12 protein-coding genes are annotated in these 19,453 nt (G+C 46.5%); 4 read left to right on the top strand and 8 right to left on the bottom strand.

Annotated features, from left to right (window positions below):
* Nucleotides 1-109: 109 nt before the first annotated feature.
* The 7 genes from JUB15_RS08695 to JUB15_RS08725 all read right to left on the bottom strand — a co-directional run bounded on the left by JUB15_RS08695 (nt 110) and on the right by JUB15_RS08725 (nt 9,353).
* Nucleotides 110-1,579 carry a pyridoxal phosphate-dependent decarboxylase family protein gene (locus JUB15_RS08695; protein ID WP_207512091.1) on the bottom strand — a complete coding sequence of 490 codons (1,470 nt, stop codon included), beginning with the start codon at nt 1,577-1,579 and terminating at the stop codon, nt 110-112.
* A 377-nt stretch (nt 1,580-1,956) separates the two neighbouring features.
* The gene (locus JUB15_RS08700) at nt 1,957-3,738 is read right to left on the bottom strand and encodes an AMP-dependent synthetase/ligase (protein ID WP_207512092.1); all 1,782 of its coding nucleotides are present in this window, start codon (nt 3,736-3,738) and stop codon (nt 1,957-1,959) included.
* Nucleotides 3,739-3,856: 118 nt separating this feature from the next.
* Entirely contained in the window at nt 3,857-4,882 is a 1,026-nt protein-coding gene (locus JUB15_RS08705; protein WP_207512093.1) for a tetratricopeptide repeat protein, read from the bottom strand.
* Between the two features lie 204 nt (nt 4,883-5,086).
* Nucleotides 5,087-6,319: a DUF1015 domain-containing protein gene (locus tag JUB15_RS08710; RefSeq protein ID WP_207512094.1), complete on the bottom strand. Its 1,233-nt coding sequence runs from the start codon at nt 6,317-6,319 to the stop codon at nt 5,087-5,089.
* Nucleotides 6,320-6,440: 121 nt separating this feature from the next.
* Nucleotides 6,441-7,520, bottom strand: a complete 1,080-nt coding sequence (serC, locus tag JUB15_RS08715) for a 3-phosphoserine/phosphohydroxythreonine transaminase (RefSeq protein WP_207512095.1) — start codon at nt 7,518-7,520, stop codon at nt 6,441-6,443.
* Nucleotides 7,521-7,616: 96 nt separating this feature from the next.
* Complete coding sequence (locus JUB15_RS08720; RefSeq protein WP_207512096.1) at nt 7,617-8,582, bottom strand: zinc dependent phospholipase C family protein; 966 nt, start codon at nt 8,580-8,582, stop codon at nt 7,617-7,619.
* Between the two features lie 126 nt (nt 8,583-8,708).
* The gene (locus JUB15_RS08725; RefSeq protein ID WP_207512097.1) at nt 8,709-9,353 is read right to left on the bottom strand and encodes a DUF502 domain-containing protein; all 645 of its coding nucleotides are present in this window, start codon (nt 9,351-9,353) and stop codon (nt 8,709-8,711) included.
* 254 nt (nt 9,354-9,607) lie between these two features.
* On the opposite strand from JUB15_RS08725, the gene JUB15_RS08730 reads away from it, so the two are divergent.
* Genes JUB15_RS08730 through JUB15_RS08745 form a run of 4 tightly spaced genes read left to right on the top strand, consistent with a single transcriptional unit; the run spans nt 9,608 to nt 16,431 of the window.
* Nucleotides 9,608-10,270, top strand: coding sequence for a TetR/AcrR family transcriptional regulator (locus JUB15_RS08730; protein ID WP_207512098.1), 663 nt, complete (start codon nt 9,608-9,610; stop codon nt 10,268-10,270).
* The gene (locus tag JUB15_RS08735) at nt 10,242-11,588 is read left to right on the top strand and encodes a TolC family protein (RefSeq protein WP_207512099.1); all 1,347 of its coding nucleotides are present in this window, start codon (nt 10,242-10,244) and stop codon (nt 11,586-11,588) included. The genes JUB15_RS08730 and JUB15_RS08735 overlap by 29 nt, the downstream gene beginning before the upstream one ends.
* Nucleotides 11,589-11,647: 59 nt before the next feature.
* Entirely contained in the window at nt 11,648-12,796 is a 1,149-nt protein-coding gene (locus JUB15_RS08740; protein WP_242696274.1) for an efflux RND transporter periplasmic adaptor subunit, read from the top strand.
* Between the two features lie 38 nt (nt 12,797-12,834).
* Nucleotides 12,835-16,431 carry an efflux RND transporter permease subunit gene (locus tag JUB15_RS08745; RefSeq protein WP_207512101.1) on the top strand — a complete coding sequence of 1,199 codons (3,597 nt, stop codon included), beginning with the start codon at nt 12,835-12,837 and terminating at the stop codon, nt 16,429-16,431.
* Between the two features lie 118 nt (nt 16,432-16,549).
* Here JUB15_RS08745 and JUB15_RS08750 read toward each other — a convergent pair whose 3' ends face one another.
* Complete coding sequence (locus JUB15_RS08750; protein ID WP_207512102.1) at nt 16,550-19,408, bottom strand: M16 family metallopeptidase; 2,859 nt, start codon at nt 19,406-19,408, stop codon at nt 16,550-16,552.
* Nucleotides 19,409-19,453: the final 45 nt, after the last annotated feature.

The raw sequence follows: 19,453 nt of genomic DNA on the forward strand, positions 1-19,453 counted from the left end.
CAAGGTACAAAGCTCAGGAGCGCATGGCTTAAGCCTGAAGAACTCAAGGTACAAGGTTAAGAACCCAGGGCAGCAGACCGAGGATTCAAGGTTCCAGGGTTACCGGCGACTAAGAACTTTGAGTCAATTGATTTCCAATTCGTACTGCCTCTTTTACAAGCAATTCAAAGTCTTCCAGCCGGCTGCGGTGGTTAGTAATGGCCGTGCGGATGGTATACTTTCCATTCAGCACCGTATAAGAGGGGGCGGCAATGCCCTGCTCGTGCAATCGCATTAATATTTCTTTGTTCAGGGCATTTAATTCCTGTTCGGTGCGATGGCCGGGATCGTACCGGAAGTTTACGATATTCAGCGGAACGGGCGCCAATAGCTCGAGTTCCGGTTGTAATTGTACCAGTTCTGCCAGGTATTGCGCCTGCTGCAGGTTTTGCCTGATGAGCTGCCGATAGGTTTCCAACCCATGGTGCTTCAATGACATCCAGATCTTCAGGGCCTTGAAGCCGCGCGATAATTCCATGCCCAGATTGTTCAGGCTGTCTGGCCCGGCCGATAAGCCCCGTTCGTGCAGGGTTAAGTAATTCACTGCCGAAGTAAAGGCTTCCCGGTGGAGCTCAGGATCGCGAATGAGCACGCAGGCTGCTTCATAATTTACATAGAGCCATTTGTGAAAATCGAAGGAAAGGCTGTCGGCCAGTTCCAGGCCTTTCAGCTGGTCCGCAAATTCCGGCAACAGCCTGGGAATAGCGCCAAAAGCGCCATCAACATGCAACCACAGCTGGTGTTCGCGGGCAATGGCTGCCAGTTCGTGAAGCGGGTCAATAGCGCCGGTGTTTACGGTGCCCGCATTGCCTACGATACAAAAAGGCTGGCAACCGGCGGCCCTGTCTTCCATGATCATACGCTTCAACGCATCTATGCGGATGCGGTAGTTGTCGTCGACCGGTACTTTGCGGAAATTATCACTGCCAATGCCGATCACTTCTACTCCCTTCAATACGCAATTATGTGTTTCAGATGAACCATATATCGTAAGCGGACCGGTTACTGCCTGTAACCCTTTTGTTTTTATATCGCGATTGGCGTGATGCCGGGCCACTATTAGCGCAGTGATATTCGCGAGGCTGGCTCCGCTAAGCAAGATGCCGCTGGCGGTGTCCGGGAACCCCATCATTTCTTTCGACCAGTCAATGACCTGCTTTTCAACATACATGGGCATATTATCGCCGATGCTGACATTGGCATTCATGCCTGCTGCGAGCATATCGGCCAGCATGCCGAAAGGTGTACCGCTGCCCTGTACCCACGCCCAGAAGCGCGGATGGATATTGTTGGTGTTATGGGGAAGTACATTCGTATAGAAATCCTTATACACCGATGCAGCGTCCTGCGGCATTTCGGGCAGCGGTTGCTTTGCACTGGCAATGGCAGCAGTTGTGGGTTTTGAATACACCGGCCGTTGCCGCACCGTTTCCAGGTAGTAGAACAGATCGTCGAGCATGCGGTGGCCCAGCTCGTTCAAAGCCGACCAATCCTGCGGATCAAGTGTCTTTTCCTCCGTTAGTATTGCTTCTTCTTTCATAACTTAACTTTTTATACGCAAAACGCTTAACGCTGAACGCAAAACGCTGAACGCTTAACGCAAAAGGCAAAACGCAAAAGGCAAACCTGCCTGCCGGCAGGCAGGTGCTTAACGCTTAACCCAATACGCAAAACGCAAAAGGCGAAACGCAAAACGCGCGTAGGCCATCCAGCGCCCTTAGGCGTATAGCAAATTTCACGAAGAACAGTGGTATAAAACAGATGCAGTTTTGGATAGTTGAACCAGATCAGATGAAGGTGGAAAGTACAGAGCTGTGGAATTATATATAAAAACGATCGCCGGCAGGGGAGAGACAAATGTTCGCTCCAGGCCGGCGATAGTAATACGTTGGGCGTTATTCTAATCTTACCAACTTATCACACATAGATCTTTTCAATGGAGTCGCGGTATTTTTCCATGACCACTTTTCGCTTTATGCTTAATTTGGGGGTCATCTCACCGGTTTCAATGCTCCATTCCTGCGGCAAGAGTTCAAATTTTTTTATTTGCTCTACGTGATTGAAGTATTTGTTGTAACTGTCGACGAGTTCTGTAAACAGCTCGATCACTTTAGGTTGCTTTATCAGCTGGTCGTTCGGCATCTCGGCTATGCCTTGTTTGCGGGCCCAGTCTTTCAATGCCGGAAAGGCGGGAATGATAAGGGCGCCCACGAATTTCCGTTCAGAACCCACTACCATGATCTGTTCTACATAGATCGATTCCTTGAGCTTGTTCTCAATAGGCAGTGGCGCTACGTATTTACCGCCACTGGTTTTGAACAGTTCTTTTTTACGATCGGTGATCTTGAGGAATTTGTTCTCCACCATCATGCCTATATCGCCGGTGTGGTACCATTCGCCGCTCATGGTTTCTTCCGTAAGGTCGGGACGTTTATAATAACCCATCATAACGTTGGGGCCTTTGCAGAGGATTTCCCCGTCTTCTGCTATTTTCACCTCTACATTATCGATCAACGGACCCACAGTCCCGAAATGCCTGTTATGTATCTCATAGCGGTTCACACTGATCACCGGTGAGGTTTCTGTTAGCCCATAACCTTCGAGCACCGGTATCTGCGCGGCGGTAAAAATGCGAATTAAACGTACCTGGGCGGCAGCACCGCCACTAACGATACATTTCAGGTTATTGCCCAGCGCTTCGCGCCATTTACTGAATATAAGCTTATTCGCCAGTGCTAACTGCAGGTTATAACTGAAGCCCATCGGTTTGTTGATCTCGTAGCGGGCAGCCAGGTCGTGCGCCCAATAGAACAGTTTCCTTTTCAAACCGGTCAGTTCTGCGCCTTTGGCCATGATCTTGTCGTACACTTTTTCGAGCAGGCGCGGAACGGTGGTGAACATATCGGGTTTAACTTCCTTCAGGTTGTCCCCAATAGTTTCCATGCTTTCGGCATAATAAATTGCGATGCCCCTGTACAGATAAAAATAAGTGATCATGCGTTCGAAAATGTGATTGAGCGGCAAAAAGCTCAGCGAGCGCATATTAGGGAAATCGGGCAGACAGGGGTAACAGGCCATTACGTTGCTCAGGATGTTCCGGTGCGACAGCATAACGCCTTTGGGTGTACCGGTGGTGCCGGAGGTATAAATGATCGTTGCCAGGTCTTCGTACCGGATCTTATCGGCAATGAGCTGTACGTTCTTGATGGCCTCGTCGGTCGACAGGGCCAGTAATTCTTTCCAGTGGCGCGCATTGGCCACATGTTCAAAGGTGTAAATGGCCTGCAGCGAAGGCACCCGTTCCTTTACGCTTAAAACTTTATGAAACAGTTCTTCGTCGTTTGCAAATACAATTTTGACCTGGGCGTCTTTAAGCACAAATTCCAGGTCTTGTACATTAATGGTAGGATAAACAGGGGTGAGAATGCCGCCGATGCGTTGTACCGCCAGATCGAGCATTACCCATTCCGGGCGGTTCTTGCTTAAAATGGCAATCTTGTCGCGTTTTTCGGCAGTCATATCGCCGCAGGAAATGCCGAGATTCAGTAAGCCGGCGCTGAGTTTGTCTACGGTGCTTTTAACTTCTTCTGTGCTGTATTTTTTCCATTGACCATTTTCCTTGGCAGCCAGCATGTCAGGCAGTGGCTTCCCTTTTAAATGGAATTGCAGGCAATCGAATAATCGTTTGGGTTCGGTCATAGACGTTGTTTTAAAAAGGGCATGTTAACGGTGCAAACGCGCTCCCTTTAAACTTAATTGAATTTAACGAATCTGCGCAAATAAAAAAAGCCCCGACTGAAACGTCGGGGCTAATTAGTTATTTTATTGTTTGATAGTACTGTCCCGCGGGTAACTTAAAAACGCGGTTGTGTTGAAAGTAGTCAAACTTATTGTATTCTTCCTGGTGGGTCTTGGTCCAGTTTTCGTAAGCCGGCAGATTGCTGGCAGTGCCAAAAACCCATTGATTATAGGCATCGAACATGCCTGATTTTAATAGTTGCTGATGATGTTCGTATAGGCGGAAGGGAAACTTTGTAGCGTTCTTAGAAAACCAGTCCAGGATGAATTTGGTGCGAACGGCAGATAATGTTTCCGGCGTAACACCGCTGGTGCTGATAAATGAAGATTGTGCTTTCATGCCATCGAGAAAAGCCTTCACAAACTCATTTTTGGTATCCTGGTCTTTATAGATGTTAGCGTCGGTAAATAACTTCTTGTAACCATCGAGTAAAATGTTCTTGATCTCTGCGGTACGTTTTGAATAACTTTCAAGGTTTACAAAGATCTCACCGTAGATCAATGCCCACACTTTATCGGGCGTAAAATAGTAATATTTGGCGGCGTTATAATAGTTGCCGGAGTAATTGGGGTCGGTTTCAATCCCTTTTTCCCACAGTTTGATGGCATCGCTGAACGCTTTTTTGCTCCACATCATTTCGCCGTATTCGTTGTACAGGGTACCGCTGTTGGGGAACTTTTTCAGGGCAGCTTTGTACATCTTTTCGCAATCCTTCACTTCCTCAATGGCTTTGTATAACATGCCCAGTACCTGGAAGCTCTGCACATCGGCATCGGAACGCTCGGGGAACTTTTTTGCCACTTCCAGTCCATGCGCATAATCCCGGTTCAGATAATAGGCAAAAGCCAGGTCTTTCTGTAATTCCAGGTTATCGGAATTGTTTTGCAATGCCCGGTTCAGCACCAGTACCGCATTAGAGTAATCTCCCTGTTTGATATAAGATTTGGCCGTTTCCTGAACTGATTTAAGATCACCAGGCTCCTGCTGGGCCTGGGTGGTATGTACGGCAAACAAAAAGCCTACAACTGGTAAAAGATGTTTCATACGGTTCAAAGATAAGGGAAGTAGGGGCTTGACAAAGTTAAAATCGGGGGTAAAGTTGGCCGGAAGTCGGAGGTCAGAGGCCTGAAGTCGGAGGCCGGAAGGCGGAGTTCGGAGTTCTGAGGTCAGAGGCCGGAAGTCGGAGGTTTGAGCTGTAAATTTCAACCTCCGGCTTCTGACTTCCGACTTCATAAACTGATGTCAGTTTTAACCGTAAATAAGATGCGTCAGTAAGCCATCACGCAATTTCGGTTCAAACCATGTGCTCTTGGGCGGCATTACATTGCCACTGTCAGCAATATCGAACAACTGCTGAATGGTTACGGGATGCAGGCTGAAGGCAACTGCCATTTCACCACTGTTCACCCTTTTTTCCAGTTCACCTAAACCACGGATGCCGCCGACGAAATCGATGCGTTTGTCGGTACGCTGGTCTTTGATGCCCAAGATAGGGTCCAATACCAGGTTCGATAAAATAGTTACATCCAGCACGCCAATGGGGTCATTGGTCCAGCTGCCTTCTTTAGCGGTCAAGGTGTACCATTGTCCTTTCAGGTACATGCCAAACTGATGCAGGCTGGCAGGAGAAACCGGGCCAGATGCTCTTTCGATCGTAAAAGAATAGGCTAATTTATCCAGCAGGGCGGCTTCTGTGAGTCCGTTCAGGTCTTTAACCACGCGGTTATAATCCATGATGTATAACTGGTTCGATGGGAACAGGGTGGTTAAAAAATGATTTGCTTCTTCTTTGGCCTGGTTGCCCAGTGCTTTTCTTACTTTGGCGGCTGAGGCTGCACGATGGTGCCCGTCGGCAATATAAGTTTGCGGGATCTGTGTTTTGAAGATATTCGTTATTGTAGCTATCACCGTATCATCGGTGATCACCCATATAGTATGACTGATACTATCATCGGCCACAAAATCATACACGGGTGTGTGCGTGTTCTTCCAATTTTCAATGATCGTATCTACTTCAGCGTTGTTGCGATAAGCCAGGAACACATTACCGGTTTGAGCGCCGGTGGTAGCAATATGGTTAATACGGTCCTGCTCTTTTTCAGGACGGGTAAATTCATGTTTTTTGATCACATCCTGCTCATAGTCATCAACAGAGCTGGCTGCTACCAGGCCTGTTTGGCTGCGGCCATTCATAATAAGCTGATAGATGTAATAACAAGGCTTGTCTTCCCGGAACAAAATGCTGCGTTGAATAAAAGCCGCAATGTTCTCTTTCGCTTTGTCATAAACAGGCTGGCTGTGGATATCAATATCGTCAGGCAGATCGATCTCTGATTTTGTGATATGCAGGAACGTATATGGATTACCTACTGCTTCTTCGCGGGCCTCTTTTGAATTCAGCACATCGTAAGGACGAGAAGCAACCTGCTTTGCCAGCTCAGGACGCGGGCGCAGGGCTTTGAAAGGAGAAATATTAGCCATTGTTCTATTAATTAAGTGGGACCACCCCTAACCCCTCCTGAAGGAGGGGAACTGGCGGCACCCTGATTAAATTTTAATTTTATTGACCATTTAAAAATTTCCCCCCTTTAGGAGGATGGGGTTAACCCTTTTTATTGGCGAAATCTTTCATGAGGTCGGTCAGCAGCTGCACGCTGGCCAGCGGCAGGGCATTGTACAGGGAGATCCTAAAGCCGCCCACACTGCGGTGACCTTTTACGCCTATAACATTGTTTTGCTTGCACAAGGTCAGGAATTCTTTTTCCAGGTCGGCATTGTCAAGCACAAAACACGCATTCATACTGCTGCGGTCTTCTTTATTGATCACCGTTCCTTTGAATACGGGCAGGCTGTCGATGGTGTTATACAGTAACTGCGCCTTCTGGTTATTGATCTTTTCAATAGCTGCTACTCCACCCAGGTTCTTCAACCAGCGGAGGGTAAGCATACAAACATAAACAGCGAACACCGGCGGTGTATTCAACATGGAACCGTTTTCGATGTGATTGCGGTAATCCATCATTGAGGCCAGCTTGCGGTTTACTTTGCCCAGGATGTTCTTGTTCACTACAACCAGGTTTACACCGGCAGCACCTACATTTTTCTGGGCGCCGGCATAGATGAGGTCGAATTTGTTGAAGTCCATCTGACGGCTCAGGATATCACTGCTCATATCTGCTACCAGGGGAACACCGGCTTCATAAAATGGCGTGAAGTCGTGCCACTGCACACCGTGAATGGTTTCGTTGGTGGTCAGGTGCAGGTATTTGGCTGTTTTGGGAACCGTAAATTGTTTGGGCAGGCGGTTGTAGTTCGATTCCTTGGCGCTGCATACTACTTCTACATGGCCGAAGATCTTGGCCTCTTTTATGGCTTTCGCCGACCAGGTACCGGTATCGGTATAGGCGGCGATCTCATTATCGTTCAACAGGTTCATGGGAATTTGAAAGAACTGGGTGGATGCGCCACCATGCAGGAACAACACTTCATGCTGATCATCGAGCTGCATTAATTCTTTCACGAGGGCAATGGCCTCATCCATTACTGCCTGAAACAGGTCGGTGCGGTGACCGATCTCCAGGATCGACAAACCGGAATTGTTGTAGTTCAAAATGGCTTCACTGGCTTGTTTGAATACTTCCTGGGGGAGAATACTGGGTCCCGCGTTAAAATTGTGCATCATTGTTTCACTTTGTTAGAAGGAGTGCAAAAGTATTCAATTCGCGGGACTATGGGCGGAACGAATTTTTCTGTTAAAGCCTAACTGGTTCAGAATGAGTTAATCACAATCTTTTGCCAGGGGTTTCCGGTTCAGCCATTCTCTATTTAACTGGTCGAATGATCGCAGATCTTCACTGCTGAATGTGGTATTGATAAGCTGTTTCAGATCGGGCTGACCGGCATTTACCCAGGCTGTGTACCAGAAAGAAGCCACGGCGGTGATGGATTCCTGCATTCGGCGTTCGATCATGTTATTGAGCTGCTGGTTATAAGCCAGGCAGTAAGCTGTGGCATACTGGCGGATCAGCAAACCGTTCCGCGGCTCAAATGAATATTTTTGATCAGGCGGAAAACGGCTCGTCAATTCCTTTTCGATCCGCAGCACACTGTCTGCTGCAGCGGCGCTTTCCAGCACGCGTTTCCATGTAAAGGTGAGTGGATTGATAAGGTAAGTGGCTTTGCCGAGCAAAAAATCCCAGGAAGTGGCTGCCAGCAGTTCAGGTATACGCGATTCCCAAAAAGCGTGAATGCCATGCTGATTGGTGAGTTGTCCGTTGTGATTGCTGCAAACGTGCAGGGGTACATGTGCATCCGAAATATAATGGCCGATATCGGCAGAAAGCTTGAGGATCTTTACCTGGTCTTTTTCTTTAAAGGCCCTGGTGAGCCGGTGCAGCATGGTTTGAATATACCATGGAACAATCCCATATTTCTGCAGGGTGTCGTTCCCATATTTTTCAAGGGCGCGGGCCCAGGTTCGGGGTAATGAATCGAAGGGATAAACACCGTAACGATCGATGTCGATATAATGGCGTGCGCCTTCTGCGGCTACTGCATACCGTCGTTTGTCAGGGTCAACCGCGTGATCGCTGAGAAACTGGATATTGGGTTTGTACAATACCAGCATCTCGGGCGGCAGCATAAAGACAGCGTAATAATTGATCTGGCGGTGGGCATAAAAACCCCAGGGATAAAGGCAGTGACTGCACACCATGGCAACCGTTATGAGCAGTAATTTTTTCATAACGGAATGAAGGTACCGAGATTATCGTTTTGCTGTGACCCTGGCTGTTAGTTATTGATTATGGTCAATGGACAATCGACAATCGTCAGTCGTCAATCCTTATGGGAATAACTCAGTAACCCATCGCTACTTTTTCCTAACAGGAACGTCGTCGTCAATGGTAGTAACCCCGCCGGATATTGCAAATTTCATGGCTTCCGCAGAACTTATACCGGTCAGCAGCCGTACGCGGTCACTTTTTACAAAATACAGGCGGCCTGTAAAGGCATAAGATTGCGGTACATATACGGCTACATAATCCTGTAAGCCGAACTCATGTACTTCCTCCTGGGTAATAAAGCCGATCTGCCATACATCCGTTGTTTCTATACTTACCAATACAGCTTTATCAAATTTCCTTTTGTTACCTGCGAAAGCTTCAAAGAAATCCTTCACGGTAGAATACAGGAGTTTAATGCCCGGCGTGCGCTCCAGTATTTTATCGAACAGGTCAACCAGTTTACTTACAATAAAGGAAGAAGAGATATAACCTACCAGTATAACGACCAGGGTTACCAGTATAAAACCAAGTCCGGGTATTTTTTTAGGATTGCCGGCGGCATCGGTGCCCAACAGGTCGGGCATGAAATAACCGATAAGGCTCGGCAGAATATTGTCAATAAAATTAAACAAAGCGGTCACTGCATAGATCGTGATCGCAATAGGGGCCAGGATAATAAGCCCCTGGAGAAAATACTGTATAAGCTTTTTAAATATATGTGGAGTTTTCATGTGCTGCTGCTTTTTGCGTATCAAAAGTAACCCAGTTCACCGGCCTTAAAAATAAGCTTGATTAAAGCTGTGTATTTTCGGTTGGAAAGCAATCGGTTAGCAAAGATACGGAACACGCAGGTACGTTCCATTTTAGCGGTTGAACAATTAAAAAACGAACAATTGTTCAGCCTTCTTTTTGTTACCGGCGGTTTAAAATAAAGGATGGAAACTTTGGTAACGATAAAAGTTTCTATAGTTTTGTGCCCGATATTATGACAACAGAAGCAAACACAAAAGTGCGCATAAGGGAAAAGGCGAAGGAATTATTCCTGCGGTATGGGATCCGCTCTGTTTCCATGGATGATATAGCCAACCAGTTGGGTATGTCGAAAAAGACCATATATCAATATTACACAGATAAGAATGAGCTGGTTGATGCAGTAGTGGAAGATGAGGTGATGGATATGCAGCAGGATTGCCTTAAATGCGGAGAACATGCAAAGGACGCCATTGAAGAGATCTTTTTAACCGTTGACCAGGTAGTGGAACAATTGAGTAGTATGAACCCGATGGTATTATACGATATGGAGAAGTTCCATATTCGGGCATACCAGCGGTTTATGGAACATAAGAACAAGTTTTTATTACAGGTCATTCGCAAGAACCTGGAGTGGGGAGTGAAGGAGGGGCTGTACCGCCCTGATGTAGATGTTGATATTTTATCGAAGTTCAGGTTGGAATCGATGATGATGCCCTTCAATATTGACTTATTCCCCCCCTCCCGTTATAAATTATCAGAGGTTACAAAAATCATTATTGAGCATTACGTATATGGGGTCGCTTCCCTGAAAGGCCACAAACTCATCTTGAAATATCAACAGCATAGAAATAAAAATGCAAAGAACTATGAAACTGAAACCGGCAAGCATAAATAGTATTGCCCTGGTGGTTGTATTGGCAGGTATAATACGACCGGCTATGGCACAGGAAACCTTTACGTTTTCGGCCAAACAGGCTGTAGACTACGCCATGAAAAACAGTGTGAACGTTAGAAATGCACTGAAAGATGTGGAGATCCAGTTGCAAACCAACCGCGAGATCACTGCTGCTGCCTACCCACAGCTGAGTGGTAACGTGAATGTTACCGATTACCTGAAATTGCCTACGCAGTTAATACCTGCTGAATTTTTTGGCGGAGCGGCTGGCGAATTCATTCCTGTACAGTTTGGTACAAAATGGAGCGGTACTTATGGTGCTACCCTGAACCAGATTTTGTTCGACGGACAGGTGTTTGTAGGCTTACAGGCCAGGGCTGCGTCTATCGAATATGCTGAAAAAAATGTGGGCGTTACCAGGGAAACCATCAAGGCGAACGTTTATAAAATTTACTACCAGCTGGTAGTTGGCCAAAAGCAATTAGCGTTGCTGGATGCCAACATTGCCCGTTCAGAAAAACTGTTGCACGATACCAAAGCATTGTTTGAAAACGGGTTCCAGGAAAAACTCGATGTAGATAAAGTGTCTGTTACCCTGGCAAATTTAAAAACGCAAAAAACGAAAGTGCAGAACCAGCTGCAAACAGGGTATATCGGTCTCAAATACCTGATGGGTATGCCGGTCAAGAACCAGTTAATGCTTACTGATACGTTGTCTGATGCATTTTTGCGCGAAGGCGTTTTAACCGATAGCATCCGGATGGAAGACCGCCAGGAGTACCAGTTGTTAAAATCAGTTGAAAAACTGAACACGTATAATATCAAGCGCCACAGGTTCACTTACATACCTACTGTTTCGCTTACAGGTAACTATAACCGGATGGCCATGCGTGAAAAGTTCAACTTCTTTAAATCTGGCCAGGACTGGTTTACTACCGCTTATATCGGATTGCAGATCAATGTGCCCATCTTCGACGGTTTTGCCAGAGATGCACGCATAAGAACGGCTAAACTCGAACTGGAAAAAACGCATAACAATATCGAAGACCTGAAGAACAGGATCAACATGGAAGTTGATTCATCGCGTATCAGCATAGCCAATGCACTGATAGCGGTGGATGAACAAAAAAAGAACATGGAACTGGCCGAACAGGTATACAATCAAACAAAGATCAAGTATGAGCAGGGACTGGGCAGTAACCTCGAGATCACCAATGCAGAAACCGAGTTAAGAACTGCACAGAACAATTATTTCTCGGCACTATACGATGCCATCATAGCCCGCATCAATTACTTAAGGGCTATTGGAAAACTATGATAACCATACTCTATAAAAACCTAAACCAACAAATGCATTCACCGGATAAATTATCAGATATGAAAAGTACGTATAACATAATTGGCGCAGTAACAGTTGTTCTCTTCCTGGCGGCATGTGGCGCGTCAAGCGGAGGCGATAACAAAAGCCTGGAGCAGAAAAAGGCTAAGCTGGAAGAATTGAAAAAAGAGCAGGCCAAACTGGAAAGTGAGATTGCCAAACTCGATACCAGTGCTGCCCGCACTGAGAAACCAAAATTGGTAGTGATAACACCGGTAAATGCAGCTGCTTTCACCCATTATATCGACCTGCAGGGAAGCATAGATGCAGAGAACATGGCCTGGGTTACGCCTCGTGGCCAGGGCGGACAGGTTCGGGCTATTTATGTAAAACAAGGCGATTATGTTCGTAAAGGCCAGTTGTTGATGAAGCTCGATGATGCCCTGGTAAAACAGCAGATTGAGCAGGCAAACGTTCAACTGAACCTCGATAAAACTATGTATGAGCGCCGTAAAAACCTGTGGGATCAGAAAATTGGTACTGAAGTGGAACTGCTGCAGGCCAAAAGTAAAATGGAAGGTACAGAAAGACAGATCGACCTGTTGAAAGAGCAGCTCGACCAGTCAAATGTTTATGCAGGTATCAGTGGCGTAGCCGATATCGTGAATATTAAAGTAGGTGAAACTTTCTCTGCTGCTACTGCTTCCCAGTTGGGTATCCGGATCGTTAATACAGGCAATCTGAAAGTGACCGCCGATGTGCCTGAAGCTTATCAGAGCAAAGTAAAGGAAGGAACCAACCTGGTAGTAACCCTGCCGGAGCAAAACAACAAATCGATCAATACTAAAGTGTCTGTAGCCGGTAAAACCATCAATCCTTCTTCCCGTTCATTTTATATAGAAGGTCGTGTGCCCGGTACCGGTTTCCGTCCAGGCCAGATAGCCATGGTACGTATTCAGGATTATTCATTACCCAATGCGATCACAATTCCTATCAATACCCTGCAGAATGATGAAAAAGGAAAATTTGTGATGGTAGCAGCTTCCGAAAATGGTAAACTGGTAGCCAAGAAAAGACCGGTAACAGTTGGGTTGCTGTATGGTGATAAACTGGAAATAAAAAGCGGCCTGCAAGCCGGTGATCAGCTGATCACTGAAGGTTTCCAGGGTCTGTATGATGGCCAGCTCATCATTACAGAAAACAAATAGTTCAAGCAGACTTTAGACTTACACACCAAATCCATCGTATGAGTGCTTTAGAAAATTTTACAGGTAAGTTCAAACACTTTAAGCCCACCACGTGGAGTATAAAGAACAAGACCTCCATATATCTGGTCATGCTCATCGTGAGCCTGATCGGGGTGTTCCAGTTCATGACCTTACCTAAAGAACAGTTCCCCGATATCGTGATCCCTACCATATATGTACAAACTGTTTATGTAGGTAACTCACCCAGGGATATCGAGAACCTGGTTACCCGGCCTATTGAAAAACAGATCAAGGGTATCACAGGCGCCAAGATCAATAAAACCACCAGTACATCGGTGGCTGATTTCTCAGCTATTATGGTTGAGTTCAGCACCGATGTAAAAACGGATGTGGCGCTGCAAAAGGTCAAGGACGCGGTAGACAAGGCCAAGCCCGACCTGCCAACCGACCTTACTGAAGAACCTTCCGTGATGGAAGTGAGTTTTTCAGAACAGCCGATCATGTACGTGAACCTGTATGGCGACTATGACCTGCCCCGCCTGAAAGAATATGCCGACGATATGCAGGACAGGCTGGAAGAATTATCGCAGCTGAACCGCGTTGACCTGGTAGGTGCGCCCGAACGCGAGTTCCAGATAAATGTAGACAACTACAAAATGCGCAGTGCCGGTGTAACTTTTGACGATATCGCCGGCGCAGTAGCCCGTGAGAACCTGGATATATCGGGTGGGTTGCTCGATGTAGGTAATATGAAACGCACCCTGCAGTTAAAAGGTCAGTTTAAAACAGCCTTTGACATTCAGAAAGTAGTGGTTCGTAATTCAGGTGGTTCGCCTATTTACCTGAAAGATATAGCCGAGATCAAAGACACTATCAAGGAAAGAGAAAGTTATGCCCGGTTGAATGGCAAGAATGTAATTACGCTGAATATCATTAAACGGGCGGGTGAGAACCTGATCGAAACATCAGATGCGGTTAAGAAGGTGGTAGAGGAAATGCGGGCGACGGAGTTCCCTAAAGATCTGCAGGTATCGGTAACCGGTGATCAAAGTAAAGCATCGCGTACCTCGTTCAATGAACTGGTAAATACCATCGTTATCGGCTTTGTGCTGGTGTTGATCATCCTGATGTTCTTTATGGGTGTAACCAACGCCTTCTTTGTGGCGCTGTCGGTACCGCTGAGTATGTTCGTGGCCTTTATCTTTTTACCGGCTGCTGACCTTATCGTGGGAACACACGTTACCCTCAACTTCATAGTACTGTTCGCCCTCTTGTTCGGCCTGGGTATCATTGTGGACGACGCCATTGTGGTTATTGAAAATACCCATCGCATATTTGTGCAGGGCAACGGACGGCTGACCAGTGAACGATCGGCCATGATGGCGGCGGGTGAAGTATTCATCCCTGTACTGGCCGGTACCTTAACCACGCTGGCGCCCTTTTTCCCGTTATTGTTCTGGCCAGGTATCATTGGAAAGTTCATGATCTACCTGCCTACCATGCTCATCTTTACGTTAACGGCCTCGTTGATCGTGGCGTTCATTATGAACCCGGTTTTTGCCGTTGACTTTATGAACCATCCGGAAGGAGAGCATAAACAACCTAAATCGGCCATCTTCCGTAAGCCATCATTATGGATAGCATTAGGTGTTGGTATCCTGTTCGATCTGGTCGGATTCACTTTCCTGGGCAACTTTTTGATCTTTATTGTGCTGATGATCATCCTCAACAAGTATGTGCTCGATGATATGATCCATGGATTTCAGCACCGCGCCCTGCCCTGGATCATGGGTCATTATGAAACTTCGTTACGCTGGGCATTGAAAGGATGGCGCCCTGTGCATTTACTGTTGGGTACATTCGCATTGCTCATTCTTACCTTCATCTTCTTTGGCGCCCGCAATGTGCCGGTGGTGTTCTTCCCCGGTGGCGACCCTAACCAGATCTATGTGTACCTGAAGCTGCCTGTAGGTACTGATGTAGAGTACACAGATTCTATTACGCATACTTTGGAAGAGAAAGTGTACAAGGTGCTACACATGGAAAAAGATGGTAAAGGCGGATATAAAGAAAACCCGATCGTCGAAAGTGTGATCAGTAACGTGGCCGTTGGCGCCAGTGATCCCAATAGCGGCGACAGAAGTACAAGGCCCGAGCTGGGACGTATACAGGTATCGTTCGTTGAGTTTGAAAAAAGACATGGCGTTGCCACCAAACCCATTCTTGATTCAATTCGTCAGGCGATCAAAGGTATACCGGGCGCCGAGATCTCCGTTGACCAGGAGCAGAACGGTCCGCCAACAGAACCACCGGTTAATATTGAAGTAGCCAGTGAAGATTTCGATAACCTCATCAAAACCGCAGTATCTCTCAAGAACTACCTCGATTCTATCCAGGTGCCCGGCGTGGAAGAGTTGAAAATGGATATCGATCTTACCAATCCTGAGGTGAGCTTTACGATAGACCGTGAGCGTGCGCTGATCGAAGGAGTTTCTACCCAACAGATTGGTATGGAGATAAGAACGGCAGTATTCGGAAGGGAAGTATCGAAGATCAAGGACGGTGAAGATGAATATAAGATCCAATTACGCAACCTGGAAGGTCAACGTAAGAACCTGGCCGACCTGCTGAACATGAATATTTCATTCCGCGATATGGCTACCGGCCGGGTAAAACAAGTGCCCATCAGTTCTCTGGTGAAAGTTGATTACACCAGTACCCTGGGTAGCGTTAAGCGAAAAAACCAGAAGCGGGTAATTACGGTACGTTCAAACGTATTGAGCGGTTATACGCCTACGGCAGTTAACCAGGTGATCGCCGGACATATCAATAACTTCAAACAAAAACCCGACGATGTTACTATTAAACAAACGGGTGAGGGTGAACAACAGGCTGAAACAGGCGCCTTCCTGGGCAAGGCCCTGGTCATTGCGCTGTTTTTCATTCTGTTGATCCTGGTTATTCAGTTCAACTCCATCAGTAAACCGGTGATCATTTTAACGGAGATCATTTTCAGTGTGATCGGTGTGTTGCTCGGCTTTGCATTTACAGGTATGGAAGTATCAGTGGTAATGACCGGTATCGGTATCGTAGGTTTGGCCGGTATTGTGGTGAAGAACGGTATCCTGGTAATTGAGTTCGCCGATGAGTTAAGAGCACGTGGTATGAAAACAAGGGAAGCGCTGGTGCAGGCCGGTAAAACCCGTATCATTCCCGTATTGTTAACAGCGCTGGCAGCCATCCTGGGTCTGATACCGCTGGCTGTTGGTTTGAACATCAACTTCGTTACCCTGTTCTCAGAACTCAATCCGCATATCTTCTTTGGCGGAGATAACGTGGTGTTCTGGAAGCCATTGTCATGGACCATCATCTTCGGTTTGGCCTTTGCCTTCTTCATGACGCTGCTGATCCTGCCTGCGATGTACCTCATCGCTGAACGGTTAAGAAGACCCATGCGGAACATGTGGGGTGGTAAATGGGTTTCATTCACAGGTATTCCGCCATTAACGCCTGTATTTTTCTTAATGATGCTGATCACTTTGGGACGGCACCGTTATAAAGTTAGCCGCAGAAGAAGAAAGCTGGCTGGCAAGAAAGAAAAAGTAAATGAAGCGTTTATCGGAAGCTGGTTCTAAAATTAATGTGATAATTAGCTAATGTGATAATTTGATAATGAAAATCCCTGGCATTGCCAGGGATTTTTTTGTTGTATTTCAATTATCACATTATCGAATTATCCAATTATCACATTGATCAAAATCCTTTCTTCATTCCATCAACCGGCTTCCCATCTGTATTCAATTCCACGATCTCGTAACCCGATTTTTGCAGGCCGGGTAGAATACGGGCTTTGTCACCTACCAGTACCATATTCAATTTGTCGGGCTGAATATATTTTTTAGCCAGCGCATCAATTTCAGGTTTGGTGATGTTCTTGAGGATCTTAAGCTGCTGATCAACATAATTGGCCGGTAAATTAAACTGTAACATGCGTTGTATAAAGCCGGCTTTCTGCGTGCCCGTTTCATAACGCAATGCATCCCGCTGGCCGATCGCATTTTTCATAAACACCAGTTCCTCTTCTTTAATACCATTGGCTGCATAGGCTTTCAATTCTTTCATCACCTCGGCTAATGCGCTGTCAGTAGCATCGGCTTTAATGCCGGAGCTGAAGATGAAGTCGCCGGTATATTCATCGCCATTGAAGTTGGTGCGCGCACCGTAGGTCCAGCCCTTGTCTTCGCGCAGGTTGATATTTACGCGCCCATTGAAACCACCACCTAATGCGAAGTTCATCAGGCCGGTTTTGTAATATTCTCCGGTAGCATCGTATTTTAAACCGGTAACATGGCTTATTCTGAATTCAGTTTGCGCTGCGCGGGGAATATCAACGAGGTAGATGCGTGATTTATCAACTTCTTTCGGTTTGGCCGGTACAACAGGCAGCTCAATCTTCTTGTTGGGCAGTTTGTTCAGGAAAGCCAGCTTTGGCAGGATCTCATGTTGTTTAATATCGCCTACCACAACCACTTTGGTATTGTTAGCTGCGAGATAATTGTTGTAATAATATTCAATGTCTTTCAAAGTTATGTTCCTGATAGAGCTTTCAGTGCCGTATTCGTTCATGCCGAAAATATGAGTGGCACCATAATTCACCGCGGCAATTACATCATCTGCTACTACGGCCGGACGGGTCTTTGATTGTTTTAAACTTTCCAGCGTTTGCCGTTGAATGCGGTTGAACGTTGCCTCTGTGAATTTGGGATTGAACAATCTTTCCTGCAGCAGGGCCAGTGTTTTATCGATATTCTTTTTAAGTGCTTCTACGGTAAAGACAATGGCGTCGCGGCTGCTGGTTACTTCTATGGTGCTGCCCAGTTTATCCAGCTCGATGGCCATTTGTTCAGCTGTGTAATTTTTAGTGTCTTCATTCATCATGTCGGCGAACAGGCTTGCCAGTCCGACCCTGGCAGTATCGTTAGCCTGAAGCAGATGGCCGCCGGGGATGGAGATAATTAGGGTTACGGTAGGCAACTCATTATTTTCCGCGCCGATGCATTTGATCTTATTGGGCAGGTCCTTGCGCCAGAAGGCCGGTACTTTTACAACGGGGTTGGCGCCGTTGCCCGGGCGTTTACTACGATCGAATTTATCTGTTGCTTTCGTATACTTCAGGCCGGTATAGCCATAATCAGGGGCTGTGTAATGGGTTTTGTCAATTTCGTAATTATCTGCAGCGGCAATAACAGATTCCTGCCCTTTAGGCAATACGCTCACGATAACAGCATGTTTTCCTTTAATGTATTGATTGTATACCCGCATTACATCTTCTTTGGTCACTGTACTGGTCATTTTAAGCAGGGTGCCGATCATATTCGGATTGCCGGCCAGGGTTTGAAAAGCTGCCAGCTGGAACACTTTGCCCGATACGCTTTGCAGCCCGTTTATGTATTGAGCTTCTGTATAACCTTTGAATTTTTCTATGTCTTCGTCGGTAACGCCGCGCTTTTCAAAGCTATCCAATGAAGCGCGTACCAGTTTTTCCATATCGGCGAGGGTTTTACCTGGCATGGGAATTACGCGGATGGTAAATTCACCGGCCAGTTCAAACAGCTGACTGTACACGTTTGCCTGTAATGCCTGCTGCGATTTTACCAGTTGCTGATAGAGGATCGAGGAATTGCCTCCGCCCAGTAGTTGCGCCAGGCAGGTCAGGGCGGCCATGTCTTTATGATAGTTAGGCACCGTTGGAAATACGATATTCAATAATGGTAACCGGATATAATTATCAGTGTAGGAAACATACCGGTCTTTCTCCAATACAACCGGGGGCACTACTACTTTTTCAACGGCTGGTCCTTTGGGAATAGAACCAAAATACTTCTCTACCAGTTTAACGACTTCTGCGGTTTTTACATCGCCGCCAACTGTTACCGTAGCATTGTTAGGACCATACCAGCGTAAAAAGAAATTCTTAAGGTCATTTACATCTACGCGGTTCAGGTCCTCAATATATCCTATCGTCAGCCACGAGTATGGATGACCGTATGGGTATAGGTTCCTCGCAGCCACTTCGGCCATTAAACCATAGGGGCGGTTATCGTAGTTCTGTCCTCTTTCATTTTTTACGGTAGCCCGCTGAATTTCGAATTTTTGCTGCGTAACTGCATCCAGCAAAAAGCCCATGCGATCTGCTTCGAGCCAAAGCATTTTTTCAAGCTGGTTCGAAGGGACCGTTTCGTAATAGTTGGTACGGTCGCGGTTGGTTGAACCATTCAACGTGCCGCCCGCGTCGGTGACCATTTTAAAATGTTCTTCATCTTTTACATGGTCGCTACCCTGGAACATCATATGTTCAAAGAAGTGGGCAAAGCCCGATTTACCGATCTGTTCCCGCGCGGAACCAACGTGGTAGGTAACATCTACCTGTACGATCGGGTCGCTATGGTCTTCATGTACCACCAGCGTGAGGCCGTTTGGCAGTACATATTTCTCATAAGGAATAACGAGCTCATGTCCCTGCCGGGTGATCTTTTCAACCAGTTTTGCCTGAGCAGCAACCTGGTCATACAGGCAGGGCATAATGGCCAGTAGCAGTATGGCTCTTTTCATATATGTGATTTTTGTTAAGTAATTACAAGGTAAAGGAAATAGTAC

The organism is Longitalea luteola, from assembly GCF_017356035.1.
GTDB classification, from domain to species: domain Bacteria; phylum Bacteroidota; class Bacteroidia; order Chitinophagales; family Chitinophagaceae; genus Niastella; species Niastella luteola.

Excerpts from the sequence above, each read along its gene's own strand:
- JUB15_RS08750 (WP_207512102.1), bottom strand. The coding sequence starts at position 19,408 with ATGAAAAGAGCCATACTGCTACTGGCCATTATGCCCTGCCTGTATGAC.
- JUB15_RS08710 (WP_207512094.1), bottom strand. The coding sequence starts at position 6,319 with ATGGCTAATATTTCTCCTTTCAAAGCCCTGCGCCCGCGTCCTGAGCTG.
- JUB15_RS08740 (WP_242696274.1), top strand. The coding sequence starts at position 11,648 with ATGAAAAGTACGTATAACATAATTGGCGCAGTAACAGTTGTTCTCTTC.
- JUB15_RS08695 (WP_207512091.1), bottom strand. The coding sequence starts at position 1,579 with ATGAAAGAAGAAGCAATACTAACGGAGGAAAAGACACTTGATCCGCAG.
- JUB15_RS08730 (WP_207512098.1), top strand. The coding sequence starts at position 9,608 with ATGACAACAGAAGCAAACACAAAAGTGCGCATAAGGGAAAAGGCGAAG.
- JUB15_RS08700 (WP_207512092.1), bottom strand. The coding sequence starts at position 3,738 with ATGACCGAACCCAAACGATTATTCGATTGCCTGCAATTCCATTTAAAA.
- JUB15_RS08745 (WP_207512101.1), top strand. The coding sequence starts at position 12,835 with ATGAGTGCTTTAGAAAATTTTACAGGTAAGTTCAAACACTTTAAGCCC.
- JUB15_RS08725 (WP_207512097.1), bottom strand. The coding sequence starts at position 9,353 with ATGAAAACTCCACATATATTTAAAAAGCTTATACAGTATTTTCTCCAG.
- JUB15_RS08720 (WP_207512096.1), bottom strand. The coding sequence starts at position 8,582 with ATGAAAAAATTACTGCTCATAACGGTTGCCATGGTGTGCAGTCACTGC.
- JUB15_RS08735 (WP_207512099.1), top strand. The coding sequence starts at position 10,242 with ATGAAACTGAAACCGGCAAGCATAAATAGTATTGCCCTGGTGGTTGTA.
- serC (WP_207512095.1), bottom strand. The coding sequence starts at position 7,520 with ATGATGCACAATTTTAACGCGGGACCCAGTATTCTCCCCCAGGAAGTA.
- JUB15_RS08705 (WP_207512093.1), bottom strand. The coding sequence starts at position 4,882 with ATGAAACATCTTTTACCAGTTGTAGGCTTTTTGTTTGCCGTACATACC.